Here is a 25,144-nt window from a genome sequence, read left to right as displayed (position 1 = left end):
TTCACTTTCTCCGTTCGCCCCGAGCCCGTCGAAGGGCCCGGGCCATGGCCTGGCCCAGGGACTGCGACGGGTTCAGTTCAAGCGGCAATCCCGGTGCCTCAGCCGTAGACCGGGAAGCGGCTGGTCAGGGCCTTGACCTGCTCGCGCACGCGCTCGATGGTCGCGGCGTCGTGCGGGTTGTCGAGCACGTCGGCGATGAGGTGCGCGGTCTGGCGCGCTTCCTCTTCCTTGAAGCCGCGCGTCGTCATGGCCGGCGAGCCCAGGCGGATGCCGCTGGTGACCATCGGCTTCTGCGGGTCGTTGGGAATGCCGTTCTTGTTGCAGGTGATGTGGGCCTGGCCGAGGATGGCCTCGGCTTCCTTGCCCGTGAGGTTCTTCGGGCGCAGGTCCACCAGCATCACGTGGCTCTCGGTGCGGCCGCTGACGATGCGCAGGCCGCGCTCGGCGAGCGTCTCGGCCAGCACGCGCGCGTTCTTGACCACCTGCTCCTGGTAGGCCTTGAACTCGGGCGACAGCGCCTCCTTGAAGGCCACGGCCTTGCCGGCGATGACGTGCATCAGCGGGCCGCCCTGGATGCCGGGGAAGATCGCCGAGTTGATCTTCTTGGCGATGGCCTCGTCGTTGCACAGGATGATGCCGCCGCGCGGGCCGCGCAGGCTCTTGTGCGTGGTGGAGGTCACCACGTCGGCATGCGGCACGGGGTTCGGATAGACACCTGCGGCGATCAGGCCGGCGTAGTGGGCCATGTCCACCATGAAGTACGCGCCGACGGCCTTGGCCACCTTGGCGAAGCGCTCGAAGTCGATGCGCAGGGCGAAGGCCGAGGCGCCGGCGATGATCAGCTTGGGCTTGTGCTCGTGGGCCAGGCGCTCCATCGCCTCGTAGTCGATGTCTTCCTGGGCGTTGAGGCCGTAGCTGACCACCTTGAACCACTTGCCGCTCATGTTGAGCTGCATGCCGTGCGTCAGGTGCCCGCCCTCGGCCAGGCTCATGCCCATGATGGTGTCGCCGGGCTGCAGCAGCCCGAAGAACACGCCCTGGTTGGCCTGCGAGCCGGAGTTGGGCTGCACGTTGGCGTACTCGGCGCCGAAGAGCTGCTTGAGGCGGTCGATGGCCAGCTGCTCGACCACGTCCACGTGCTCGCAGCCGCCGTAGTAGCGCTTGCCGGGGTAGCCCTCGGCGTACTTGTTGGTGAGCTGGCTGCCCTGGGCTTCCATCACCGCGGGCGAGGTGTAGTTCTCGCTGGCGATGAGCTCGATGTGCTCTTCCTGGCGGCGGTTCTCGGCCTGCACGGCGGCGAACAGCTCAGCGTCAACTTGGGCAAGGGTGGATTGGGTGCGGTCGAACATGGCAGTCCTCGGCTGAAGGCGTGTGGAGGTGTCCCGGCGTCCGGCACGAAGCGGGCTCGAAAGCAGGCGGCGGCACGGACGGGAAGGGCTGCCCAGGCGAACGGCTTGATACGGCCGCGGGACACCCGGAAGAGGGCCCATCGACCGCCCGCGCTCCACGGTGGTCCTCCACCTCGGGGCTTGCCATTGAAGCCCCTATCGCCAGTCGCGCGGGCCGCCAGTGTAGCGGAGGGGGAGGATGGCCCCGGCGTGGCCCCGGCGTGGGCCCGGGTGACGGGCCGGCCCGAAATGGCCGCGCCCACTGTCAACCGCTGGCGCGTCCAAAGCGTGAGGAGGCGGTCGCGCCCGCGCCGCCATCCCTCCTTCGGGCGCGGCGCTTGCCTAGAATCCCCCGCTTTTGGCTGCCTGCTGGCTTCCTACATGACCCCTTCCGAGCTTGATTCCCCCCGCGTGCCCCCGAGCCGCCGGGCCGTGCTGGCGGCGCTGGGCGCGCTGGGTGCGGCCGTGGGCGCGCCGGCGCTGGCGCAGTTCCGCGTCGAGATCAGCGGCGTCGGCGCCACGCAGATCCCCATCGCCATCGGCCGCTTCCGCGACGAGAAGCTCGGCAACCAGCCCATCGGCGAGATCGTACGCGCCGACCTGGAGCGCAGCGGCCAGTTCCGCGCCATCGAGGCGCCGGGCGTGCTCGACGAGGGCTCGCTGCCGGTGATGAGCGAGTGGAAGGGCAAGAACGTCGATGCGCTGGCCGTGGGCTCGGTCAGCCGCCTGGCCGACGGCCGCTTCGACGTGCGCCACAAGCTCTGGGACGTGGTCAAGGGCGCCGACCTGGGCGGCCAGGCCTACGCCGTGCCGGCGGCCGACCTGCGCCTGGCCGCGCACCGCGTGGCCGACGCCATCTACGAGAAGCTCACCGGCGACAAGGGCGTGTTCTCCACCCGCATCGCCTACGTCGTGCGCGCCGGGCGCAGCTACTCGCTGCGCGTGACCGACGCCGACGGCGAGGGCGGGCAGGTGGCGCTGTCCAGCCCCGAGCCGATCATCTCCCCGGCCTGGTCGCCCAACGGGCGCGAGCTGGCCTACGTCAGCTTCGAGACGCAGAAGGCCGTGGTCTGGGTGCAGGACATCTCCAGCGGCGCGCGGCGCAAGGTGGCCGACTTCCGCGGCAGCAACAGCGCCCCGGCCTGGTCGCCCGACGGCAGCCAGCTCGCCGTGACGCTCTCCCGCGAGGGCGGTTCGCAGCTGCACTTGATGAGCCGCAGCGGCGGCGACGTGCGCCGCCTCACCAGCAGCTCGGCCATCGACACCGAGCCGGTGTTCGCCCCCGACGGGCGCATCTATTTCGTCAGCGACCGCGGCGGCAGCCCGCAGATCTACCGCATGAGCGCCTCCGGCGGCTCGCCCGAGCGTGTGACCTTCGCCGGCAGCTACAACATCAGCCCGGCCATCAGCCCCGACGGCCGCGCCATGGCCTACATCACGCGCCAGGGCGGCGCCTTCAAGCTCATGCTGATGGACCTGGCCGATGGCGGCAGCCCGCGCGCGCTCACCGACACCAGCGACGACGAGAGCCCGAGCTTCGCGCCCAACGGGAAGCTCCTGATCTACGCCACGCGCAGCGGCGGGCGCGACGTGCTCATGACCACCACGCTCGACGGCCGCATCAAGACGCGGCTGCTTTCTTCGGGCGCGGACGTGCGCGAGCCCACGTGGGGGCCGTTCGGGCGCTGAAGTCGTGAACCCGGCGCCGTCGCGCAGGCTCATACCGCGGCCCTGGCGAGGGGCCCAGGATTTTTCATTCGTGTTCTTGATTCAAGGAGAGATGGTGATGAATGCAATGCGTGGCAGCCTCGGCGCGCTGGCGATAGCGGCCCTGCTGGCCGGTTGTGCCTCGGGCGTCAAGCTCAACGAAACCCCGGTGGAGACGCGCACGCCCGGGGCCGACGCCAACGCGGGCGCCGGTGCCGGCGCGGGCGCGGGCGCGGGCGCGGCGCCGCAGTCGCAGGTCACGACCGTGAGCGTGGACCCCAACGCCGCCGCGGCCGGCGCCCAGCGCATCGTCTACTTCGACTTCGACAGCTTCGTGGTCAAGGACGAGTACCGCCCGGTGGTCGAGGGCCAGGCCCGGCGCCTCAACGGCGACCGCGCCCGGCGCGTGAGCGTGGAAGGCCACACCGACGAGCGCGGCGGCCGCGAGTACAACCTGGCGCTGGGCCAGAAGCGCGCCGAGGCCGTGGTGCGCTCGATGTCGCTGCTGGGCGTGGCGGCCAACCAGATGGAGCCGGTGAGCTTCGGCGAGGAGCGCCCGGCGGTGCAGGGCAGCGACGAAGGCGCGTGGGCCAGGAACCGCCGCGTCGAGATCAAGGACCGCTGACCATGCGCCTCGCACCGCGCTTTCCGGCCCTGGCCGTGGCGCTGGCCGCCGCGCTGGCGCTGCCGGCGGCCCAGGCCCAGCTCTTCGCGGACAACGACGCGCGGCGCGCCATCCTGGACCTGCGCAAGCAGGTCGAGGACGCGGCCCGGGCGCAGAAGGCGCTGGACGCGCAGCTGCAGGAGGAGATCACGAGCCTGCGACGCAGCCTGGTGGACCTGAACAACCAGATCGAGACCCAGCGCGCCGAGATGGCCACGCTGCGCGGCAGCAACGAGCAGCTCGCGCGCGAGCTCTCCGAGCTGCAGCGCAGGCAGAAGGACATCGCCCAGGGCGTGGAGGAGCGCATCCGCAAGATCGAGCCGCAGAAGGTCACGCTCGACGGGCGCGAGTTCACCGCCGAGGTGGACGAGAAGCGCCAGTACGACGAGGCCGTGGCGCAGATGCGCAGCGCCGACTTCCCCGCCGCGGTGGCCGCGTTCCAAGCCTTCCTCAAGCGCTGGCCGCAAAGCGGCTATGCCGACACCGCGCGCTACTGGCTGGGCAACGCCCAGTACGGCAAGCGCGACTACAAGGAGGCGATCGCCACCTTCCGCGCCTTCGTGGCGGCGGCGCCGCAGCACCCGCGGGCTCCCGAGGCGCTGCTGGCCGCGGCCAACGCGCAGGTCGAGGCCAAGGACACCCGGGCGGCGCGCGCGACGCTCGACCAGCTGGTGAAGACCTATCCGCAGTCCGAAGCGGCGGTGGCCGGCCGTGAGCGGCTGGCGGCGCTGAAGTGAAGGTCGCCACCGCGGCCGAGGGCGGCGAGGCGCTGCTGGCGCTGCCCGAGGCCGCCGCGCTCGACGAGGCCGACCTGGAGCGGCGCTTCGGCGGGCTGCGCCGGCTGCACGGCGACGCGGCCTATGCCCGGCTGCGCGCCGCGCGGCTGGCGGTGGTGGGCGTGGGCGGCGTGGGCTCCTGGGCGGCCGAGGCGCTGGCGCGCTGCGGCGTGGCCGGCCTCACGCTCATCGACCTGGACCACGTGGCCGAGTCCAACGTCAACCGCCAGGTGCAGGCATTGGGCTCGACGCTGGGCATGGCCAAGGTGCAGGCGCTGCGCGCGCGCATCGCCGACATCCACCCGGGCTGCGAGGTCACCTGCGTCGAGGACTTCGTCGAGCCCGGCAACTGGCCGGCGCTGCTGCCCGCGGCGGTGGACGGCCTCATCGACTGCTGCGACCAGAGCAAGGCCAAGCTGGCGCTGGCGTCGTGGGCGCTGCGGCAGAAGCTGCCCTTCGTCGCGGTGGGCGCGGCCGGCGGCAAGTTGCAGCCGCAACGCGTGGAGGTGGACGACCTGGCGCGCACCACGCACGACCCGCTGCTGGCGGGCTTGCGCCAGCGGCTGCGCAAGGCCAACGACGCGCCGCGCCAGGGCGACATCGGGCTGCGCTGCGTGTTCTCTCGCGAGAGCGTGAGCGTGCCGCCGGGCGACACCGCCTGCAGCATGGACGGCAGCCTCAACTGCCACGGCTACGGCTCCAGCGTCACCGTCACCGCCACCTTCGGCATGGTGGCGGCGGCGGAAGCCGTGCGGCTGGTGCTGGCGCGGCGCTGAGCCCCGGGCGCGGCCGGGCCGTTGTTGGGCGCCGCGAAGGGAGCGTGCGCACGCATCCCTGTCGCGGCGCTGCAGGCGGCGCGGACGGCGTCCCCCGGTCCACGGGAAGCGCCGCCGCGAAGGGGCTACGAAAAAAAGTGGCGGGGGCTTTGCAAACGCAAAAACCACTGCTAGAATGCAAGGCTTCGCGAATGACGCAGCGGGTTGTTAGCTCAGTCGGTAGAGCAGCGGACTTTTAATCCGTAGGTCGCAGGTTCGAATCCTGCACAACCCACCACCATCGCCGCGAGGGAAGTTTGTCTTCGGGGGCTCTTAGCTCAGTTGGTAGAGCAGCGGACTCTTAATCCGTAGGTCGAGTGTTCGAGTCACTCAGGGCCCACCAAAAACCCGGCAGGCAATTTCTCGGCGCACAGAAGGCGGTACTTCGGTTTTCGTGAATTCGGGCTCTTAGCTCAGTTGGTAGAGCAGCGGACTCTTAATCCGTAGGTCGAGTGTTCGAGTCACTCAGGGCCCACCAAAATCAAGCTGAAAATAAAGGATCCAGGCTGTAGCGGCCTGGGTCCTTTTTTTTGGGAATTTCAACGGGCCTTCATCGTGATTCGCAGCATCCATGTCGTGGCCAGTCGTGCGCTGGGTGGCGCCGAGCGCTTCTACATCCGGCTGGTCGAGGCACTGGCGCGCGCCGGCCAGCCGCCGCTGGCGGTGACGCGCCCGGACAGTCCGGTGGCGCGCACGCTTGACCCGGCCATCGAGCAGGTGCACTTGCCGATGGCGGCGACGTGGGACGTGCTCTCGCGCTGGCGGCTCACGCGGCTGATCGCGCAGCGCCGTCCGGACATCGTGCAGACCTACATGAGCCGCGCCACGCGGCTGACGCGGTTGCCCGCCCACAGCCCGGCGCAGCTGGTGGCGCGGCTGGGCGGCTTCTACCGGGTGCGCGGTGCCTTCGAGCATGCCGACGCCTGGATCGGCAACTCGCAGGCGGTGTGCGACCACCTGCTCGCCGCCGGGCTGCCGGCCGAGCGCGTGACACTGATCGGCAACTTCGTGGCCGCGCCGCGCGAGGTACCGGCGCAGGACGTCGCGGCGCTGCGCCGGCAGCTGGACATTCCCGAGCACGCGCGGGTGCTGCTGACGCTTGGGCGCATGGTCGAGTGCAAGGGCTTCACCGACCTGCTGGAGGCGCTGGCTCTGGTACCCGACGTCCCCGGCGCGCGGCCGCTGGTGCTGGTCATTGCCGGCGACGGGCCCGGCATGGCCGAGCTGCGGGCGCAGGTCGCGCAGTTGGGGCTGCAGGCGCGGGTGCGCCTGCCCGGCTGGCAGGACGACACCGAGCCCTTCTATGCGCTGGCCGAGCTGTTCGTCTGCTCCTCGCGCCGCGAGGCGCTGGGCAATGTGATCCTGGAGGCCTGGCGGCACCGCCTGCCGGTGTTGAGCACGCGCAATGAGGGCGCGCTGACGCTCATCACCGAGGACCGCAACGGGCTGCTGGCCCCGGTCAGGAACCCGGCCGGGCTGGCAGAGGGACTGCGCCGCCTGGCGGCGCTGAGCGCGCCCGAAGCCGCGGCGCTGGCTGAAGCCGGGTTCGACACCGTGGAGCGCGAGCATGGCGAAGAGCGTGTGGTGCAGGCCTATCTGGAACTCTATGACCGGCTGATGCGCGGACGCGCACGCTGAGCCGGCGCCCGCCCGGCCGCCCGGGAGCGGCCCCAGGATCCTCATGCATACATAGGGTTTTCCCCAGTTCGTGTGGATAACTCTGTGGACCGCCTGAACACAGCGGCGCCAAGTGCTTGATGCACCGTGACGGTGCCGGGCGTGCGCCAAAAAGAGGCAGCCCTGGCGTCCCGTGCGGCGTCAATGCGCCAGCAGTACCGGCACCGTCATGGACTGCAGCACGGTGCGGCTGGCGCCGCCGAGCATGAGCTCGCGGGCGCGGCTGTGGCCGTAGCAGCCCATGACCAGCAGGTCGATGGAGTGGTCGGCCGTCAGCGACAGCAGCGCGTCGCCCAGGCTGTGCGGCGCCGGGCCCTCGCGGTGGTACTGCGCCTCGATGCCGTGCAGCCGCAGCAGCGGCTCGATCTCGTGCGGGTCGTGGTCCCAGCTGGCCACGTGCACGCGCGCGCCGCTCTGGATCAGCGGCAGCGCCGCGGCCAGCGCGCGCGCCGACTCGCGCGTGGGCTTCCAGGCGATGAGCACGTTGCGGCCGACGTCGCCGAAGCGCCCGGCATAGGGCACCGACAGCACCGGGCGGCCGCTGTCGAGCACCACGGTCTCGACGAAGTCCGCCGGCACGCCCGGGCCGGCCGGGTCGTCGCGGTCGTGCTGGCCCAGCACCACCAGGTCGTGCAGCAGCGCCTGGCGCACGAAGGCCGGCACCAGCGGGCGGCTCGGGTCGGTCTCGCTCCAGCGCACGCGCGCGCCCGGCTGCGCGGCGTCGAACAGGGCGCGCGCCTGCGCGCGGCGCTCGGCGTCCAGCGCCGGCGCCAGCACCAGGCCCTGGCCCTCGGACAGGAAGCCGCGGCCCACGGACGGCACCGGCGCGGCGGTGTAGAGCGCCGTCACGGTGGCGTCGAGGCGCTGCGCCAGCTGCGCGGCCACGCCGATGCGCATGGCGCAGCGCGGCGACGGATCGACGTGCAGGAGGATGGAGGCGATCGGGTTCATGGAGGCTCTCCCTCGGTATTGCGTTGCGGTGTGCGGCCAATCTAGGAAGGCGCCGCCCGCGCCGGCTTGTGCTGGATCAAGCGCGCGTCCCCGCCGGCGCAGCACTTCGGCGCGGCTTGGCGCAGCTCAAGCCAGCAGCCGCGCCAGCGCCGCGCGCATCACCCGCCACACCGGCGCGATCGATGCGATCTCGACCGACTCGTCGGCCGCGTGCACGTTCCCGCCCGCCACGCCGAAGCCGCACAGCGCCGGGATGCCCCGCGCCGCGAGGTAGTTGCCGATGTTCGAGGGCCCGGCCGCCACCGTCGGCAGCCGCTGCCCCAGCACCTCCAGCGCCGCGTCGCGCAGCGCCGCCACCAGCGGCGCGTCGTCGGCCAGCCGGTACGCCGGCCAGCCGTCGATCCACTCGATGGCGCACGCGGCCGCCGGCGCCCAGCGCGCGTCGTGCGCGCGCAGCAGCGCCTCGACGCCGGCACGCGCGGCCCGCGCGCCGAAGGCCGGCGTGAGCCGCAGGTCCAGCGCCAGCTCGCAGCGGTCGGGCACCTGCGTGAAGCCCGAGCCGCCGTGCAGCGCCGTGACGGTGAGCTGCCCCGGGTGCGGGAAGCCGGCCATGGCGCCGTCGCGGCCCAGGGCGGCCGCCTCCAGCGCCAGCGCCAGCTCGGCCGCGCGCAGCACCGCGTTGACGCCGCGCCGCGTGCCGCCGCCCGCGTGCGCCGCGACACCCGGCACGGTGACGCGTGCGCGCAGGAAGCCGCGTGCGCCGGCGACGATGCGGTGGCAGCCGGGATAGCCGATCCACACCCCGTCGGGCCGCGGCTTCGTGGGGCCCTCGAAGAACGCGCGCGCGCCGGCGAAGCCGCCGGTGTGCTCGTCCAGGTCGAACAGCAGCGTGAGCCGGCCGCGGAACGCGTGGCGCCGCGCCGCGAAGTCGCGCAGCAGGTGGCAGAACAGGGCCGCGCCGGCCTTCGAGTCGGCGCTGCCGCGGCCGTGCAGCCGGCCGTCCTCAACGTGGGCCGAAGTGGGCGGGAAACGCCAGGCGCGCGGGTCGCCGAAGCCGGCGGTGTCGAGCGTGGCGTCGAGCACGATCCAGGGCCGCCGCGCCTGCGCCGCGGCCGGCGCGGTGCCGGCCACCTCGGCCACCAGCGCCAGCGGCGCGCCCCGCGGGTCGTCCAGCCGCTCGAAGGCCAGGCCTTGCGACGCCAGCCAGCGCTGCACCGCCGCCACGACGGGCGCCATGTCGTCCTCGCCGGCGCGGCTGGGGATGCGCACCAGCGCGCGCAGCAGCGCGACGATGGAATCTTCCGGAACGCCGGCCGCGTCTGGGGAGTCGGAGGGCGATGCGCTCATGCGGCCATTGTCCCGGTGGCCTGGTGGGCGCAACGCCTGGAGGTGCCTTCTTGAAACGTCCCGACCTTGTCCCCGATCCCGCCCGCCGCGCGCTGCTCGGCTCCGCGCTGCTGGCCGGCCTGGGCGCCGCGCCGGCGCTGCGCGCGCAGCCCGCGGCCGAATCCGCGTCCGCGTCCGCGTCCGAGCCCGAGGTGGCGACCGTCGCGCGCGGCCTGCAGCGGCCCTGGAGCCTGGCCTTCCTGCCCGACGGCCGCATGCTCGTCACCGAGAAGGCCGGCCGGCTGCGCGTGGTGGCCGACGGCCGCCCCGGCCCGGCACTGGCAGGCGTGCCCGAAGTGGACGACGGCGGCCAGGGCGGCCTGCTCGACGTGGTGCCCGCGCCCGACTTCGCCAGCAGCCGCGCGATCTACCTGGGCTACAGCGAGCCCGGCCCCGGCGGGCGCGGCAACGGCACGGCCGTGGCGCGCGCCGTGCTCGACGGCGCGCGGCTCTCCGACGTGAAGGTGGTGTTCCGCCAGGAGCCCAAGGTGTCCAGCAGCGCGCACTTCGGCTGCCGGCTGGTGTTCGGCCGCGACGGCCGGCTCTTCGTCACGCTGGGCGACCGCTTCTCGCGCCGCGACGATGCGCAGGACCTGTCGAACCACATCGGCAAGATCGTGCGCATCGAGCCCGACGGCAGCGTCCCGGCCGACAACCCGCTGCGCAACCGCGCCGGCGCGCGCCCCGAGATCTGGAGCTGGGGCCACCGCAACGTGCAGGGCGCGGCGCTGCACCCGGCCACCGGCGCGCTGTGGACGCACGAGCACGGGCCGCAGGGCGGCGACGAGCTCAACATCGTCACGGGCGGACGCAACCACGGCTGGCCGGTGGTCACCGCCGGGCGCGAGTACGGCAGCGGTGCCGCCATCGGCCAGGGCGAGACCCGCGCCGACGTGGCGCCCGCGCTGCGCACGTGGGTACCCTCGGTGGCGCCCAGCGGCATGGCCTTCGTGACCAGCGACCGCTATCCCGGCTGGCAGGGCAGCCTGCTCATCGGCACCCTCAAGGCGCAGCGGCTGCTGCGCCTCACGCTCGACGGCGACCGCGTCACCGGCGAGCAGCGGCTGCTGGCCGGCCTGGGCGAGCGCATCCGCGACGTGCGCCAGGGCCCGGACGGGCGCATCTACCTGCTCACTGACGGCAGCGACGGGCGGCTGCTGCGCCTGGGCTGAACCTCGGGCCGGGTTCGCGCGCGCGGTGGCCCTTGGATTGCTCGACGAGCGCCATGAAGCGACTGCCGAAACCCTTGCCGCTGCTGGCGGCGGCGGCGGCCCTGCTGCTGTCCGCCTGCGCCACCTATTCCCCCGCCAGGGTCCAGCCCGGCATGGACGCGGCGCAGGTCGAGCAGCTCATGGGCGGCGCGCCCACCGGGCGCTACCCGGGCCCGGGCGGCGGCACGCGGCTGGAGTACGCGCGCGGCCCCGCAGGGCTGCACACCTACATGATCGACCTGGACCCGGGCGGCCGCGTCACCGGCTGGCAGCAGGTGCTCACCGAGAACAACTTCAACGCCATCACGCCCGGCATGCCGGTGCGGGAGATGCTGTGGCGCCTCGGCCGCCCGGCGCAGACGCGCGGCGGCGGCTGGCAGCCGGGGCAGGTCTGGACCTACCGCTACGACTCCTCGCCGTTTTGCCTGTGGTGGCAGATTTCGGTGGTGGGCGACGTGGTCAAGGACGCCGCCTACGGTCCCGACCCGCGCTGCGACCCGCCCGATGCCGGCGGCCCCAGGTGACGCGGCGGCTGCCTCCGATGCCTTGCCTGGAGCCCTGCCCATGAAACCCGTCCCGAGATGCCTCCTGGCCGGCGCCGTGCTGGCCGCGGCGCTGCTGTCCGGCTGCGCCACCTATTCCCCCGCCAAGGTCACGCCCGGCATGGACGCGGCGCAGGTGCAGCAGCTCATGGGCGGGCCGCCCAACGCGCGCCACGCCAACCCCGGCGGCGGCACGCGGCTGGAATACGCGCGCGGGCCCATGGGCTTCCACACCTACATGATCGACCTCGACCCGGGCGGGCGCGTCACCGGCTGGCAGCAGGTGCTCACCGAGAACAACTTCAATGCCATCACGCCCGGCATGCCGGTGCAGGAGATGCTGCGCCGCATCGGCCGCCCGGCCTACGTGCGCGGCGGCGGCTGGCAGCCCGGGCAGGTCTGGAGCTACCGCTACGAGGGCCCGTTCTGCCTGTGGTGGCAAATTTCGGTGGTGGGCGACCGCACGGCCGACGCCGCCTACGGCCCCGACCCCCGCTGCGAGCGCAACGAGCGCTTCGGCTTCGGCTTCCGATGAGACGACAACGACCTTGAGCACGACGACGATCCCCCGCCTGCACGGCATCCCCAACTGCGACACCGTCAAGCGCGCCCGCGCCTGGCTCGCCGCCCAGGGCCGCGAGCACGAGTTCGTGGACTTCAAGAGGCAGCCGCCCGACGCGGCGCAACTGCAACGCTGGAGCCAGGCGCTGGGCGGCGCGGATGCGCTCGTCAACCGCCGCGGCACCACCTGGCGCAAGCTCGACGACGCGCAGCGCGCCGCGGCCGAGGCCTCGCCCGACGGCGCGCTGGCGCTGCTGCGGGCGCAGCCCAGCCTGATCCGCCGCCCGGTGGTGGAGTGGGGCGACGGCGCCGTGACGGCGGGCTTCGACGCGGCGGCGTGGCAGGCGCGGCTGGCCGGTTGACGCACCGCGCCGTGCCGGCCCAGGGCCCCGGACCCCAGGCCTCGGACCCCAGGCCTCGGACCCCAGGCCTCGGACCTTCAGGCCGCGACCGTAGCCGGCGCCGCCAGGCCCGCATGGCCGCGCCGAGCGCGGGCTGCCGCCGCGCCGACCAGGCCCAGCCCGCACAGCAGCAGCGCCCACGTGCCGGGCTCGGGCACGGGGGACACGGCCAGGCTGCTCGGCCGGTAGATCTGGGTGGAGGCCGTGCTGACGGCGGACATCCTCACCAGCAAGGGGGTGGCGCTGTTGTTGGACAGGCCCAGCCTGAAGGCCTGCTCGAAGACGCGCTTGCCCGGCCCCTGCTGGTTCAGCGACCGGTACTGGCCGTACTGGGCGCGCTGCCCGGATTCGCTGGACAGGTCGAAGCCCACGTAGCCCTGGGTGAAGTGCCAGGCGCCGGGCCCCAGGTCGTCGGTGGCCTGCAGCCGGATCGACGCCCGGCCCGACCACGCCACCCGCGTGTAGGGCGCGAGCACGAAGACGTCGAGCCCGGGCCCGCCCGGGCCGGCGGTCACGGGCGCGGTGTCGGTGCGGAAGCCCGTGCCCAGCCAGTTCGCGCCACTGGCGCCGCCCAGGTCGAAGCGGCCCGTGGCGCCGTAGCTGAAGCTGCGCTGGGCCAGCGAGCCCGACATCGAGCCCGAGGTGCTGATGCCCGGCAGCGACGCGCCGGCGGACAGCGGCGAGAAGATGCGGAAGCCGTCCTGCGCCCGGTCCTGCGCGCCCAGGCCGAAGCCGTCGGGGTCGATGCGGCGATCGAGATAGCCGATTTCCGAGTTCACCTCGCTGCCGCCGCCCAGGGCTGGGGCCAGGGTCGAGAAGGCGATGCCCGGCGCGTTGCCATCGCGGGGCCGCAGGTCCACCAGCGAGTAGCCGAAGTTGCTGATGCGGGCCTCGGCCAGGATGTCGGCGCGGGCCGGCGCGGCGGCAGCGGCCAGCGACAGGGCAAGCAGGGACAGGGCCGGCGTGGTGCGGCGGTGGTTCATGGCGGCGCTCCTGTGCGGTGAAGGGGGCGTGGAGGCCGGGCCTCAGCCGCCGCGCGCGCGCGAACGCCGCGCCACGCCGGCCAGCAGCGCCACGCCGCACAGCGTCAGCGCCCAGGTGCCCGGCTCGGGCACGGGCTGGAAGGAGTTGCCGTAGGCCGTCAGCCGGGTGTCGAACCAGGCAGTGGCGGCCGACGCGGTAGCGTTCTCCCAGGTCAGCGACAGCGGCAGGGCGCGGCTGACCGACTCGGCGCGGTAGCGGCGCGTCGCGATGAACTCGCTGAAGCTCGCCAGGCGCTCGTTGGTGGCGCGGTCGCGCAACTCCAGCACCGCATTGGCGCCGGCCTGCTCGAAGCGGTTGCCGCGGATGGGCAGCGTGGTGGAAGCCTGCAGCAGCAGCTCGCCGCTCCACACCACCGCCGTGAACGGCGTGAGCGTCATGGGCGGCAGCCCGGGCAGCGGCGCCTGGCTGTTGACGATGTAGTTGGCGAAGAAGCTGCTGCTGAACAGCGGGTCGGCCCGGGTGTTGCGGGACTGGCCGCTCGCCACGGCGCTGTAGGTCTGCGCGGCGACGTCGCCCGACAGCATGACGGCCGCCGAGGCATGGGCCGTGGCCGCCTCGCGCGCAAGCTGCGGGAAGCGCGAGAAGTACGCGCCGTAGCTGCGGCTCGCGTTGGCACTCTGCGGCGGCAGGCTCACGCCGTCGGGCCAAGGGCCCTCGGCCGCGTTGGCCCCCACGCCCGTGAACCACGGGGCGTCGTTGAAGCTCAGTGCCGGTGCGATGCCGTCATCGGGATTCAGATCCACCAGCCGCCAGCCGAAATTCGTGAGCGCGGCAGTGGCCGAGGTATCCGACCACGCCGCCAGCGGCGAAAACAACAGCACGGCGCACAGCGCCGGCGGCCAGGTCCGGTGATTCATCGCATGCTCCCGTTCAGCCCAAAACCAGCGCCCAGGGAAATCAGGCCACCTGAATGTGGACCGGAGCCGGCCCCGCGCAAACCCCGCCGCCGCGCGGGATTGAAAGGCGAACATATTCACGCCCGGACACCGGCGGAACGGTTGATGACAGACTCCCGAATATGAATTGAGGCATGCGCAGAAAAAGGCCCTGCAAATTTCGCAGCATTGTGCCGCCTGACCCAAGATATGGCCCGGCACACCGAAGGCGCCGCCTTGGTGCGCACTCGGATTCGGGTGCACCAAGGCGGAATCCCGGTAGAGCGCTGTCGCCCATTGTTGGTGCGTCAAGCCGTGCAAAATCCGCACCATTCCGGGCACTGAACTTGCGGTTCCTGGTGCATGGCCGCCGGGAGGTGGTGCAGGCGCGCCGATGGAGGGCGCCCTGAAGGCATCAGGGGAGTGGGGAATGGATCAGGTCAAGCAGGGCACGGACGCCCTGTTCATCTTGTTGGGCGCCATCATGGTGCTGGCGATGCACGCGGGCTTCGCCTTTCTGGAGCTGGGCACGGTTCGCAAGAAGAACCAGGTCAACGCGCTGGTGAAGATCCTGGTGGATTTCGCCGTCTCGACGATTGCCTATTTCTTCATCGGCTACACCGTCGCCTATGGCGTGAATTTCTTCAGCGGTGCCGAAACCCTGGCCGCGCGCAACGGCTACGAGCTGGTGAAATTCTTCTTCCTGCTCACCTTCGCCGCGGCGATTCCGGCCATCGTGTCGGGCGGCATCGCCGAGCGGGCGAAATTCCACCCGCAACTCGTCGCCACCGCCGTCCTGGTCGGCTTCTTCTACCCGTTCTTCGAAGGGCTGGTGTGGGGCGGCCAGCTGGGTTTCCAGGAATGGGTGAAATCGGTGGGCGGCGCCGAGTTCCATGACTTCGCCGGCAGCGTGGTGGTGCACGCGGTGGGTGGCTGGATCGGGCTGGCCGCCGTGCTGTGGCTGGGCCCGCGCAACAACCGCTACAGGAAGGACGGCGCCATGAGCGCGCACCCGCCTTCGAGCATCCCGTTCCTGGCGCTGGGCGCCTGGGTACTGGCCGTGGGCTGGTTCGGCTTCAACGTGATGAGCGCGCAGACCATCGACAAGATCTCCGGCTTGGTGGCGGTGAACTCGCTCATGGCCATGGTGGGCGGCACGCTGGCCGCCGTGCTGCTGGGCCGCAACGACCCGGGCTTCGCGTACAACGGCCCGCTGGCCGGGCTGGTGGCGGTGTGCGCGGGCTCGGACCTGATGCACCCGGCCGGCGCGCTGGTGGTGGGCGCGGTGGCGGGCGCGCTGTTCGTCGTCACGTTCACGCTCACGCAAAACCGCTGGAAGATCGACGACGTGCTGGGCGTGTGGCCGCTGCACGGGCTGTGCGGCGCCTGGGGCGGCATCGCGGCGGGCATCTTCGGGCAGACGGCGCTGGGCGGCCTGGGCGGCGTGAGCTTCCTGTCGCAGCTCATCGGCACGCTCGCGGGCGTGGCCTGGGCCTTCGCCGGCGGGCTGCTGGTGTACGGCGTGCTGTGCAAGGCCGTGGGCCTGCGCCTGACGCACGAGCAGGAGTACGACGGGGCGGACCTGTCCATCCACCGCATCGGCGCGACGCCGGAGCGCGAGCCGAGCTGGTGAGCCAACCTGGGCCTGCCGCAGGCGCTGCGGCGGGCCGGTGTACGCGAGGACGAGACGCCGCGGCTTCCCTGCCGCGGCGTTTTGCTTTCAGGCGCTGCTGCAGGTCTTGCGGCGCCGAGCCGCCAGGCCCACCACGCCCAGCCCGCCGGCCAGCAGCGCCCAGGTGGCGGGCTCGGGGATGGGCGGGCCGGGCGCGTAGCGCGAGCTGCCCGCGACGTGGACGGACAGCAGCATCCAGGCGCTGGCCGCCTCGGCGCCGTCGTTGATCCAGTCCAGGCGCACGCGGCGGTCCCGCTGCTTGGCGGCCGGGTCGCGGGGGTTGAGGTTGAGCTGCTGGGCGTCGTGGTCGATGAGCTTGCTGCCGGGTCCGACCAGCCACGCCTGGAAGCTGCCCTGGGCGGACTCGCTGCGCCCGCCACGCAGGAAGGGTTCGTGGCTGAGCGCCATGCTCAGGTCCCCGGTCCAGACCAGCCGCGTGTAGGGCGTGAGGACGAGGGCCGGGTTGCCGGCCGGGTCGGGCACCGCGGCCGGGGTGCCCTGGGCGAGGAAATGGTAGGCGCCGGTGTCGTCCGGGGTACTGCCGGCATGACCCTGGGCCAGGAGGCTGAAGGCGCGGTCGGCCGCCGCGCCGCCCATGCGCACCGTGGCGCCGGAACGCGGCAGCGCCGCACTGGCCTGCAGCGTCGGCAGGAACAGGCCTTCGATGATGTCCCGCTCCCGGCGCGACTCGCCGTCGTCGCCCGGCAGCGGGTTGCCGTTGGCGTCGCCGCGCCGCTCGTGCACGCTGGCCTCGAAGGCGGCGCGGGAGCCGCCGGGAAAGATGCCCAGCCCCGGCGCGATGCCGTCGTCCGGGCGCAGGTCGATCAGCGACCAGCCGAAGTGGCTGAGCTGCACGCTGCCGCGGACCTTGGCGAGGGCTGCGGCGGGCAGCGTGGCCAGCGCGGCGAGCAGCCAGGGAGCGATCGAAGCCGGCATGGCAGGCACCTCCATCGAGCGGACCGACCCCTCCCCAGGGGACCGGCATCGTCCCGCCGCCCGCGCCGCGCGGCCATGCCCGCATTGCGCTGGCCCGGGCGCGGGAGCGCCGCAACGTTTGCAGACGGGCGGTCCACGGCCAGGGACAACTTCTGACGGACGGCAATACCCTTTTCAGGCAGGTGCGGGCACTTCGTTGCGGGGTTGTGTCCGGAAGTAATGGAGAATCGCCGGATGGTTTACGGCATCACCGACCTCTACGGCTTCGTCCTCGGCACCATCCTCATCATCCTGTTGCCGGGCCCCAATTCCTTCTACGTCATGACGCTGGCCTCGCGGCAGGGCGCGGCGGCCGGCTGGCGCGGGGCGACCGGCATCTTCGCGGGCGACACCGTGCTGATGACGCTCTCGGCCTGCGGCGTGGCCAGCCTGCTGAGCACCTACCCGGCGCTGTTCTTCGCGCTGAAGTACGCGGGGGCGGCGTACCTGTCGTGGCTGGGCTTCAAGCTGCTGCGCTCGGCGTGGCAGGGCTGGCGCGGGACGGCGCCCGCGGCTGCCGTGGAAACCGCCGCCGCGCCGGTGGTGCGCGACGCCCACCCCTTCCGCACCGCGCTGACCATCAGCCTGCTGAATCCGAAGGCGATCCTGTTCTGTGTCTCCTTCTTCATCCAGTTCGTCTCGCCGGACTACGAATACCCGGCACTGTCGTTCTTCATCCTGGGGGCGATCGTGCAGATTTTCAGCGCGGCTTATCTCACCCTCTTGATATTCGCCGGAAGCAAACTCGCTGAACGCGTTCGGCGGTATCAGCGGCTTTCGGCGGTCGGCACGGGCGGGGTGGGGGCGGCGTTTATTGGGTTTGGGGTGAAGTTGGCGGGAGGAACATTAAGATAAAATCTTTGGCTTTAAATATGTGTCGGGGAATATGCAACAAATATGTCGCGAAGCAATGAAATTCCTGTCATTGGCTTGTTGATTATTTATTTACGCAATTAGCTCTGGAGAAAATCATGACATATGATCCCCTAACTCCGCTCAAGCGAGAGCTCAGTCAACTGGCTAAAGGTGGAAAAACAACCAAAGCCGAAATCCTTAATTTGTTTCGCCTCATTCGCCTAATCTTAGAAGCAAAAAGGCTGCGTCCCCGTTTTCCGATGTGTGCTATGTATTGCGATTGGCTTCAGCATGCGGAGTTAGGTCGTAATTCTGGTGCTTTGATTCTTATCGAAAAAATTGACTCGATATTTTGCGTTGCGCCAAGTAATGCAAATTTCGACGTGGAGTTGAGAACCATTCTTGATGCGCTTGGTTTGGTCACTCTTCGCCAAGAGTTGTTAATGTTGTTTGTTGAATTTTCGGTGCCAACGTTTTTGCTTACTGGTATGTCAAACTGGTATACCGTAGTTTCGGTGGTACTGGAGGATCTGGTGGGGCGGCCATTGCTTCTCAGTGTGCCTCCAACATCTAAGTTCGGAATGGGAGTTTTGTCAAGAGTAACAGATCGGCGTCGTTCGGCCGGTATTGATGAGTATAGGCACGTTTATAAAGTTGTCATTTCAGACGAGCGGTCAAAAGCTACAGAACCAGGTCGGCCTCCTGGTTTTTATTTTAATATATTCCTTTCTCCCAGCGAACCCGACCGGATTCAGGTAAATGGTTATTGGTCTGCCCAAGAAGGGCGGGATGCTTTTAAGGAAGACTGATAAGGTCGCAAGAGATGGTGAATTGGGTTTTATAATTATCTGACCTATTAATGCAAGAAATTGTTATATATGCGGTATTCATGAGGCTTGGTGATCAAGGGTGTGGTCAGGTCTTGCCTTCTGCTCCCTCTGAATAATGCCTCCCTCCATTTTCAACACCACTGAGGAGCCGATTTATGACCACCCTCCGCCCCGAAATCACCATCTCCTCCCTCAACCAGGCCGGCACCGAGTATCTGCCCGGCTATTTGGGTGCGGAAATGCTGGAGCTGACCCAGGGTCGGCTGCGCAGCCGCATGCCGGTAAAGAAGCTGCATTTTGCGCCCAATGATTTCCTGCATGCCGCCAGCGTCGTCGCGCTGGCCGACACCACCTGCGGCTACGCCACGATCGCGCATTTGCCCGCAGGGGCCTTGTCTTTCACCACCATCGAGCTGAAATCGAATCACCTGGGCACCGTGCGCGAGGGCGCGATTGCCTGCATCGCCACGGCGCAGCATTTGGGCAAGACGACGCAGGTCTGGGATGCGGTGGTGACGGACGAGGCGAGCGGGAAGACGATTGCGCTGTTTCGGTGCACGCAGATGATTTTGTGGCCGAAGGGGTGATCGACTGGCCGTTCGAATGGGGTCCGGCGGCTGAACAGTTGCGCCAACTGCTTCGTCATTCCGGCGAAAGCCGGAATCCACGCGCGCCGTGCTGGTGGAATGGCTGGCGTTGGAATTTGCCCACAGGGGCCAGCGAGGCATGGCAATGCTCGTGGATTCCGGCTTTCGCCGGAATGACGGGTGAGGGTGCGGAGCGCTTGTGCTGACGGGCTGACGGGTGTTTTGGGTCAAGAACGGTGGGCGAAACAATACTTTGACTCCTTTCCATGGTCTGAACGATTCAGCATGCCGTAGCAACAACAAGCCCATCGCAGATATAGGGAGCTTGATGGCGCGTTGAGACTATCGCCCACAATGGAGGCCAGCCGACACGTTGAATCTTTCATGGGCCTGAATTGAAAACCCTGTTCCTTTTCCTCCTCACCGCCGTCGCCGAAATCGTCGGCTGCTATTTGCCGTATCTGTGGCTAAAGCAAGGCAAGAGTGCCTGGCTGCTGCTGCCCGCTGCCCGCTGCCCTCAGCCTGGCTTTGTTTGCCTGGCTGCTGTCGCTGCACCCTACGGCGGCGGGGCGGGTTTATGCGGCTTATGGCGGCGTCTATGTTTTCGTGGCCATTCTCTGGCTCTGGGCTGTGGACGGCATCCGGCCGACGGCTTGGGATTTGATTGGAGCGGCGGTGGCGATGGCGGGGATGGCGATCATCATGTTTGCGCCGCGGGATGATTGATTGGGTCGATGTCGAAGAGTCGGTGGCGGAATTTCAAGGCGGAGCGGGCGGCCGCGGCAGCAGCAAAACAGCGCTCGGAGTCCGAGGAGCCGTGAACGGCTCATTACCGCCCATGTATTGTTGAGGTGGAAGCGATCCAGGTTTTTCCATCTCGCTGCCGATCAAGTCTTGGTATTCTCCCGAAACCACGAACGAGGGGTAAAGACGTGCGGATAGTGGTCGCCCGGTATCCAGCAGTCGGGCAATGGGTCATACCGGATTCCCCATCACACTCGTTGAAGGAGGACACATGGCTTACCGAGGTGAACGACTCATGTCCTGTGGCGCGGTGCCTTTCGACTGGCATCAAGCGCATGTAGTCGTTGTCAGTGGGACAGGTCCCAATTTGTGCGGGCATGCAATGGTAAATGCAGGACGATTTTATTTTCATGTAGATGGTTTGAATGATTATCCATGGTTTATGAATGCTCAAGGCTATAAGCGCTATTTGCACGAAAACGGAAAAAGAGAAATATATCGCCGTTGGGTTCAAATTCCCGATCCTGATGCGGCGCAAGCTAAGCTTGAGGAGTATTCCATTCGTCGGTGGCGTTGGTTGGTGCTGCCCAACAACTGTGCATCGTTTGTCGAAGAGGTTTTCAAGGCAGGCGGCTCGGATGTTGGTAGTTGGACCAATTGCCCCAGGGCAAGGTGGGCATGATGTTGCGTATGGTTTTGGGAGGGTTGATTGGTTTTGTATTGGGCATCGGGATTTCCCTTTTGACAATGGGTCAGTTCTGGCCGGATCTTCCTTACGAAACGGCATTGCCAATTTTGTTGGTGGCGGGTTTCGCTGGAACTGGTTTGGGTGTCTGGGTGGCTTACAGGCGTCAGAAGAAATCCGTCGCCTGATTGTTTCAAACCAACTATGGAAAAAGCCGCCCCGAGGCGGCTTTTTCACATCAGAGGCCAGCAAGCCGCAGAAATCACGCCGCTTCCAGCAACTGCCTCAACACGAACGGCAGAATCCCCCCGTGCTTGTAGTAATCGACCTCGATCGGCGTGTCGATCCGCAGGACGACCGTCACCCGCTGCGTCGATGAATCCCCGCGCCGGATGATCAATGTGGCCTCGCTCAGCGGCCGCGGCTCGCCCGGGGGCAACTCGATGTCGATGGTTTCATCCCCGATCAGCCCCAGCGTCTGCCAGGAATCGTCGCCGCGGAATTGCAGCGGCAGCACGCCCATGCCGATCAGGTTGGATCGGTGGATGCGCTCGAAGCTGCGCGCCACCACGGCCTTGATGCCCAGCAGCTGCGTGCCCTTGGCCGCCCAGTCCCGGCTGGAGCCGGTGCCGTATTCTTCGCCGGCAAAGATCACGGTCGGCACGCCCGCGGCCTGGTATTTCATGGCCGCGTCGTAGATGAACATCTTTTCGCCCTGTTCCGGCCCGGCGAGCTGGTACAGGGTCAGGCCGCCTTCCTCCACGCCGCCGTCCGGTTTCAGGGGCAGCATCAGGTTCTTGATGCGCACGTTGGCAAAGGTGCCGCGCATCATCACCTCGTGATTGCCGCGGCGCGAGCCATAGCTGTTGAAATCGGGCTTCAATACCCGGTGCTCGATCAGGTATTGACCGGCCGGCGAGGCTTCCTTGATCGAGCCGGCCGGGGAAATGTGGTCGGTGGTGATCGAGTCGCCGAACAGCGCCATGATGCGCGCCCCCTTCACGCCGGAGACGAGCGTCTTGGGCTGCAAGGTAAAGCCTTCGAAGAAGGGCGGCTGGGCGATGTAGGTGCTTTCCGGCCAGTTGTAGACCTGCCCGGTCACGCCGGTGATGGCCTGCCACAGCGGGCCCGGCGCGCTTTCCACCTGGGCATAGTTCTTCTTGAACGCCTCCGGGTCCATGGCGTATTTCATCAGCGCGTGAATCTCGTCGCTGCTGGGCCAGATGTCGCCGAGATAAACCGTCCGTCCGCCGGTGCCGGTGCCCACCGGTTCCGTCATCAGGTCCTTCATCACCGTGCCGGCAATGGCATAGGCCACCACCAGCGGCGGCGAGGCCAGGAAATTGGCCTTGATGTTGGGGTGGATGCGCGCCTCGAAATTGCGGTTGCCCGACAGCACCGCGGCGCAAACCAGGTCGTTGCGCCAGATGACCTCGTTCAATTCGGGCGTCAAATCCCCGGCATTGCCGATGCAGGTGGTGCAGCCGTAGGCCGCCACGGCGAATCCCAGCTTTTCCAGGTAGGGAAGGAGTCCGGCGCGGGTCAGGTATTCGGTCACCACGCGCGAGCCGGGCGCCAGCGAGGTCTTGATGTGCGGCTGCACCGTCAGCCCGGCTTCCACCGCCTTCTTGGCCAGCAGCCCGGCCGCCAGCAGCACGCCGGGGTTGGAGGTGTTGGTGCAGGAGGTGATGGCGGCAATCAATACGTCGCCGTTGCGGATGTCCAGGCCGTTGCTGGTGGTGAACACCTGCTGCAGCTTCTCCGGCGGCTGGCTGAAGCCGTTTTGCGGCACCGGCTTGCTGAACAGTTCGGCGAAGGTGCTGGAGAGTTTCCCGAGTTCGATGCGGTCCTGCGGCCGCTTCGGGCCGGACACGCTGGGCTGCACGGTGGACAGGTCCAGCGAGACGACGGCGGAGTAGTCGATGTCGCCCGCGCGCGAGACGCCGAACAGCCCCTGCGCCTTCCAGTAGGCCTCGAACAGCTCGATGTCGGCCTCGCTGCGGCCGGTGCCGCGCAGGTATTCGACGGTGCGCTCGTCCACCGGGAAGAAGCCCATGGTCGCGCCGTATTCGGGCGCCATGTTGCCGATGGTGGCGCGGTCGGGCAGGGCCAGCGACCGGGTGCCCTCGCCGAAGAATTCGACAAACTTCCCGACCACGCGGTGCTTGCGCAGGATCTCGGTGACGGTGAGCACCAGGTCCGTCGCCGTGACGCCTTCCTTCAGCGCCCCGGTCAGCTCGAAGCCGACCACGTCGGGGGTGAGCAGGTACACCGGCTGGCCGAGCATGGCGGCCTCGGCCTCGATGCCGCCCACGCCCCAGGCCACCACGCCCAGGCCGTTGATCATGGTGGTGTGGCTGTCGGTGCCGACCAGGGTGTCGGGATAGCTCACGCCGTCGTGGTCGCGGTGCAGGCCGCGCGCGAGGTACTCCAGGTTGACCTGGTGCACGATGCCGAAGCCCGGCGGCACCACGCGGAAGGTCTCGAAGGCCTGCATGCCCCACTTCATGAACTCGTAGCGCTCGCGGTTGCGCTCGAATTCGAGCTTCATGTTCAGGTCCAGCGCTGCGGGGGTGCCGTAGTGGTCCACCATCACCGAGTGGTCCACCACCAGGTCCACCGGCACCAGCGGTTCGATCAGCTTCGGGTTGCGCCCCTGCTCGGCAGCGACGTTGCGCATGGCGGCCAGGTCGGCCAGCAGCGGCACGCCGGTGAAGTCCTGCAGCACCACGCGCGCCACGACGAAGGGAATCTCGTCCTCGCGCTGTGCCGTCGGCTGCCAGCCGGCGAGCTGCTCGACGTGGGCCGGCGTGACCTTCTTGCCGTCGCAATTGCGCAGCACGCTCTCCAGCACGATGCGCAGCGACACCGGCAGCCGGTTCACGCCGGGCCAGCGCTGGGCCAGTTTCGGCAAGGAAAAGTACTTGCCGCTGCGCCCGGAAGCGGAGGAGAACTCGGTGAGCGTGTCGGCAAAGGCGTGCGGCATGGCATCAGTCTCCCGGGTTGTCGAAGAACCGGGAGTCGGGGCAAGGAATGCGCCTGCGCATGCCGGGTTGGCCGCTGCCTGCCCCGGGACGGTGCCGGGGCGGTACAGGCCGGCGGCTTCAGGCGTAGCCCTGGGCCCCGGCGGTGCCCTTGCGGTCCTTGCGTTCGTGCTTCATGTGCAGCTTCCAGGCGTAGCCCAGCACGTTGTCGCCCCAGGAAATGGCCTTGCGCGGCAGCTCGAAGGCATTGGACGCGGTGTTGGCCGCGCCGCGGATGCAGGTCAGCCCGGTGCGGTAGCCGGCCTCGGCCACGAGGTCGCGCGCGCGCGCGTCGTAGTTGCCGTAGGGGTAGCAGAAGTCGGGCACGGCATGGCCGAGCATGTCTTCCAGCGCCGCCTTGCTGTCGAAGATCTCGCGGCGCATGGCGGGCGCGTCGAGCTGCGCGAGCCGCGGATGGCTGAGCGTGTGCGAGCCGAAGGTCACGCCCTGGGCGTCGAGCTCGCGCACGGCGGCGGCATCCATCAGCGGCGCACTGCGCGTGGCCGGCAACACCCAGTCCGAGCCACCGCCGATGTGCCGGGTGACCAGAAACACCGCGGCCGGGAAGCCGTGGCGCCGCAGCACCGGCCAGGCGAACTCGCGGAAGTTCTCGTAGCCGTCGTCGAAGGTCAGCACCACGCTGCGCGGCGGCAGCCCGGCACCGCCGAACAGGCCACGGTGCAGCTGCTCCAGGCTGAGCACGTGGTAGCCGCCCCACTTGAGTAGCGCCATCTGCGCGGCGAAGCGGCCGACGTCGCAGTAGCTGGCCCGGTGCGCCTCGGGCCTTTTCGGGAAGCGGCCGACCTGGTGGTACATGAGTACCGACACCGGCGGCAGGCCCGCGGCGGGCGCAGGGTAGGAGGGCGTCACGGACGATGTGGACATGGCGGGCGGCCCCGCGGGGCAGGGTGGGAGGTCTGGACGGGGCGCGCAGCCCGGCGGGGGCCGGCGGCAAGGGCCGTGACGGCCGTGGCGGCGCCGGCCGGGGAGGCCCCGTATTCTAGGGGCGGGGCCTCGGCCGGCCCTGGCCCGGGCCGAGCCGCCGGCCAGCCGCAGGGCCTGCCGGGCCGACGCGCCACGCGTCACGCGTCTTCAGCGCCCGCGCAGGAACAGCCCGTCGAGTTCCTTCATCGTCACCTGGCGCCAGGTCGGGCGGCCGTGGTTGCACTGGTCGGCGCGCTCGGTGGCTTCCATGTCGCGCAGCAGGGCGTTCATCTCCTCCAGGGTCAGCCGCCGGTTCGCCCGCACCGCGCCGTGGCAGGCCATGGTCGCCAGCACCTCGTCGCGCGCGCGCTGCACCACGCGGCTGGCACCCACCTGCGCCAGCTCGGCCAGCACCGAGCGCACGAGTTCCGTCAGGTCGGCATCGGGCAGCGCCGCCGGGCGGCTGCGCAGCGACAGCGACGAGGCCGACAGCGGCGCCACGTCCAGGCCCAGCTCCAGCAGCGCCTCGCGCTCGGCCTCGGCCGTGGCGATCTCGGTGGGCGAGGCCGGCATCGCCTCGGGAATGAGCAGCGGCTGCGACGGCAGCCGGCCCTGCGCCGCGCGCGCGCGCTTCAGGCGCTCGTAGACGATGCGCTCGTGCGCCGCGTGCATGTCCACGATCACGAGGCCCTGCTGGTTCTCGGCCAGCACGTACACGCCGCCCACCTGCGCCAGCGCCCGGCCCAGCGGCCAGGCGGTGCCCTCGGCCATGCCGCCACCCTGCGGCGGCGTGGCGGCCGGCACCGCGCCGCGCGCGTCCTCGCGCAGCGCCGGCGCGGGGCCGCCGTCCA

At 69.5% G+C, this 25,144-nt stretch carries 24 protein-coding genes, 3 tRNA genes, 1 pseudogene and 1 riboswitch; of the genes and pseudogenes, 19 read left to right on the top strand and 9 right to left on the bottom strand.

What is annotated here, in order from left to right; genetic code table 11:
• Nucleotides 1–98: 98 nt before the first annotated feature.
• Nucleotides 99–1,349: a serine hydroxymethyltransferase gene (gene glyA, locus FJ694_RS29180; RefSeq protein WP_157271049.1), complete on the bottom strand. Its 1,251-nt coding sequence runs from the start codon at nt 1,347–1,349 to the stop codon at nt 99–101.
• Nucleotides 1,350–1,432: 83 nt separating this feature from the next.
• Nucleotides 1,433–1,568, bottom strand: a riboswitch (ZMP/ZTP riboswitch).
• 201 nt (nt 1,569–1,769) lie between these two features.
• On the opposite strand from glyA, the gene tolB reads away from it, so the two are divergent.
• The 8 genes from tolB to FJ694_RS29140 all read left to right on the top strand — a co-directional run bounded on the left by tolB (nt 1,770) and on the right by FJ694_RS29140 (nt 6,988).
• Nucleotides 1,770–3,077: a Tol-Pal system beta propeller repeat protein TolB gene (gene tolB / locus FJ694_RS29175; protein WP_157271048.1), complete on the top strand. Its 1,308-nt coding sequence runs from the start codon at nt 1,770–1,772 to the stop codon at nt 3,075–3,077.
• Nucleotides 3,078–3,168: 91 nt separating this feature from the next.
• Nucleotides 3,169–3,720, top strand: coding sequence for a peptidoglycan-associated lipoprotein Pal (gene pal / locus FJ694_RS29170; protein WP_375140267.1), 552 nt, complete (start codon nt 3,169–3,171; stop codon nt 3,718–3,720).
• 2 nt (nt 3,721–3,722) lie between these two features.
• The gene (gene ybgF / locus FJ694_RS29165) at nt 3,723–4,496 is read left to right on the top strand and encodes a tol-pal system protein YbgF (RefSeq protein ID WP_157271047.1); all 774 of its coding nucleotides are present in this window, start codon (nt 3,723–3,725) and stop codon (nt 4,494–4,496) included.
• A 32-nt stretch (nt 4,497–4,528) separates the two neighbouring features.
• On the top strand, nt 4,529–5,311 hold the full coding sequence (locus FJ694_RS29160) for a tRNA threonylcarbamoyladenosine dehydratase (RefSeq protein WP_157271068.1): 783 nt from the start codon (nt 4,529–4,531) through the stop codon (nt 5,309–5,311).
• Nucleotides 5,312–5,512: 201 nt separating this feature from the next.
• Nucleotides 5,513–5,588, top strand: a tRNA-Lys gene (locus tag FJ694_RS29155).
• 29 nt (nt 5,589–5,617) lie between these two features.
• A tRNA-Lys gene (locus FJ694_RS29150) sits at nt 5,618–5,693 on the top strand.
• A 59-nt stretch (nt 5,694–5,752) separates the two neighbouring features.
• Nucleotides 5,753–5,828, top strand: a tRNA-Lys gene (locus FJ694_RS29145).
• 98 nt (nt 5,829–5,926) lie between these two features.
• Complete coding sequence (locus FJ694_RS29140; RefSeq protein WP_198321057.1) at nt 5,927–6,988, top strand: glycosyltransferase; 1,062 nt, start codon at nt 5,927–5,929, stop codon at nt 6,986–6,988.
• Nucleotides 6,989–7,168: 180 nt separating this feature from the next.
• Here FJ694_RS29140 and FJ694_RS29135 read toward each other — a convergent pair whose 3' ends face one another.
• Together FJ694_RS29135 and FJ694_RS29130 are read right to left on the bottom strand one after the other, a co-directional pair.
• On the bottom strand, nt 7,169–7,978 hold the full coding sequence (locus FJ694_RS29135; RefSeq protein WP_157271046.1) for a universal stress protein: 810 nt from the start codon (nt 7,976–7,978) through the stop codon (nt 7,169–7,171).
• Between the two features lie 126 nt (nt 7,979–8,104).
• A complete protein-coding gene (locus tag FJ694_RS29130; protein WP_157271045.1) occupies nt 8,105–9,325 on the bottom strand; it encodes a M20 family metallopeptidase in 1,221 nt (406 codons plus the stop codon).
• A gap of 50 nt (nt 9,326–9,375) precedes the next feature.
• Here FJ694_RS29130 and FJ694_RS29125 point away from each other — a divergent pair, with 50 nt between their 5' ends.
• From FJ694_RS29125 to FJ694_RS29110, 4 genes are read left to right on the top strand one after another with little or no spacing between them, the layout of a single operon-like run.
• Nucleotides 9,376–10,536 carry a PQQ-dependent sugar dehydrogenase gene (locus tag FJ694_RS29125; protein WP_232540275.1) on the top strand — a complete coding sequence of 387 codons (1,161 nt, stop codon included), beginning with the start codon at nt 9,376–9,378 and terminating at the stop codon, nt 10,534–10,536.
• A gap of 53 nt (nt 10,537–10,589) precedes the next feature.
• A complete protein-coding gene (locus FJ694_RS29120) occupies nt 10,590–11,099 on the top strand; it encodes a hypothetical protein (protein WP_157271043.1) in 510 nt (169 codons plus the stop codon).
• Between the two features lie 40 nt (nt 11,100–11,139).
• Nucleotides 11,140–11,652 (top strand): hypothetical protein, encoded by a 513-nt coding sequence (locus FJ694_RS29115; protein WP_157271042.1) that lies wholly within the window; start codon nt 11,140–11,142, stop codon nt 11,650–11,652.
• Nucleotides 11,653–11,665: 13 nt separating this feature from the next.
• A complete protein-coding gene (locus tag FJ694_RS29110; RefSeq protein WP_232540274.1) occupies nt 11,666–12,040 on the top strand; it encodes an arsenate reductase in 375 nt (124 codons plus the stop codon).
• A gap of 77 nt (nt 12,041–12,117) precedes the next feature.
• Here FJ694_RS29110 and FJ694_RS36845 read toward each other — a convergent pair whose 3' ends face one another.
• Nucleotides 12,118–13,062: a PEPxxWA-CTERM sorting domain-containing protein gene (locus FJ694_RS36845; protein ID WP_198321056.1), complete on the bottom strand. Its 945-nt coding sequence runs from the start codon at nt 13,060–13,062 to the stop codon at nt 12,118–12,120.
• A gap of 42 nt (nt 13,063–13,104) precedes the next feature.
• On the bottom strand, nt 13,105–13,980 hold the full coding sequence (locus FJ694_RS29100; protein WP_157271041.1) for a PEP-CTERM sorting domain-containing protein: 876 nt from the start codon (nt 13,978–13,980) through the stop codon (nt 13,105–13,107).
• A gap of 448 nt (nt 13,981–14,428) precedes the next feature.
• Between FJ694_RS29100 and FJ694_RS29095 the strand changes: the two genes are divergently transcribed.
• A complete protein-coding gene (locus tag FJ694_RS29095) occupies nt 14,429–15,631 on the top strand; it encodes an ammonium transporter (RefSeq protein WP_157271040.1) in 1,203 nt (400 codons plus the stop codon).
• A gap of 87 nt (nt 15,632–15,718) precedes the next feature.
• Here the strand turns inward: FJ694_RS29095 and FJ694_RS36840 are convergent, their stop codons facing one another.
• On the bottom strand, nt 15,719–16,606 hold the full coding sequence (locus FJ694_RS36840) for a PEPxxWA-CTERM sorting domain-containing protein (RefSeq protein ID WP_198321055.1): 888 nt from the start codon (nt 16,604–16,606) through the stop codon (nt 15,719–15,721).
• 234 nt (nt 16,607–16,840) lie between these two features.
• On the opposite strand from FJ694_RS36840, the gene leuE reads away from it, so the two are divergent.
• From leuE to FJ694_RS29060, 6 genes and pseudogenes are all read left to right on the top strand, one after another.
• On the top strand, nt 16,841–17,500 hold the full coding sequence (leuE, locus tag FJ694_RS29085) for a leucine efflux protein LeuE (RefSeq protein ID WP_157271039.1): 660 nt from the start codon (nt 16,841–16,843) through the stop codon (nt 17,498–17,500).
• A 116-nt stretch (nt 17,501–17,616) separates the two neighbouring features.
• The gene (locus FJ694_RS29080; RefSeq protein ID WP_157271038.1) at nt 17,617–18,309 is read left to right on the top strand and encodes a hypothetical protein; all 693 of its coding nucleotides are present in this window, start codon (nt 17,617–17,619) and stop codon (nt 18,307–18,309) included.
• 176 nt (nt 18,310–18,485) lie between these two features.
• Nucleotides 18,486–18,917: a PaaI family thioesterase gene (locus FJ694_RS29075; protein ID WP_157271037.1), complete on the top strand. Its 432-nt coding sequence runs from the start codon at nt 18,486–18,488 to the stop codon at nt 18,915–18,917.
• Nucleotides 18,918–19,312: 395 nt separating this feature from the next.
• Nucleotides 19,313–19,643: pseudogene (locus FJ694_RS29070) on the top strand (YnfA family protein).
• Nucleotides 19,644–19,932: 289 nt separating this feature from the next.
• Nucleotides 19,933–20,343 (top strand): hypothetical protein, encoded by a 411-nt coding sequence (locus FJ694_RS29065; RefSeq protein WP_157271036.1) that lies wholly within the window; start codon nt 19,933–19,935, stop codon nt 20,341–20,343.
• Nucleotides 20,310–20,534, top strand: coding sequence for a hypothetical protein (locus FJ694_RS29060; RefSeq protein ID WP_157271035.1), 225 nt, complete (start codon nt 20,310–20,312; stop codon nt 20,532–20,534). The genes FJ694_RS29065 and FJ694_RS29060 overlap by 34 nt, the downstream gene beginning before the upstream one ends.
• A gap of 74 nt (nt 20,535–20,608) precedes the next feature.
• On the opposite strand, the gene acnA is transcribed toward FJ694_RS29060, so the two are convergent.
• The 3 genes from acnA to FJ694_RS29045 form a co-directional block, all read right to left on the bottom strand.
• Nucleotides 20,609–23,332, bottom strand: a complete 2,724-nt coding sequence (acnA, locus tag FJ694_RS29055; protein ID WP_157271034.1) for an aconitate hydratase AcnA — start codon at nt 23,330–23,332, stop codon at nt 20,609–20,611.
• A 118-nt stretch (nt 23,333–23,450) separates the two neighbouring features.
• Complete coding sequence (locus FJ694_RS29050) at nt 23,451–24,254, bottom strand: polysaccharide deacetylase family protein (RefSeq protein ID WP_157271033.1); 804 nt, start codon at nt 24,252–24,254, stop codon at nt 23,451–23,453.
• Between the two features lie 207 nt (nt 24,255–24,461).
• A partial coding sequence (locus FJ694_RS29045) for a DNA mismatch repair MutL family protein (RefSeq protein ID WP_510513690.1) occupies nt 24,462–25,144 on the bottom strand: 683 nt, incomplete at its 5' end.

Origin of the sequence: Azohydromonas aeria (genome assembly GCF_009760915.1) — a bacterium.
GTDB lineage: Bacteria > Pseudomonadota > Gammaproteobacteria > Burkholderiales > Burkholderiaceae_C > Azohydromonas > Azohydromonas aeria.
Note: the sequence above shows the minus strand (reverse complement) of the source record. Positions and strands in the feature narration are given on the sequence as shown.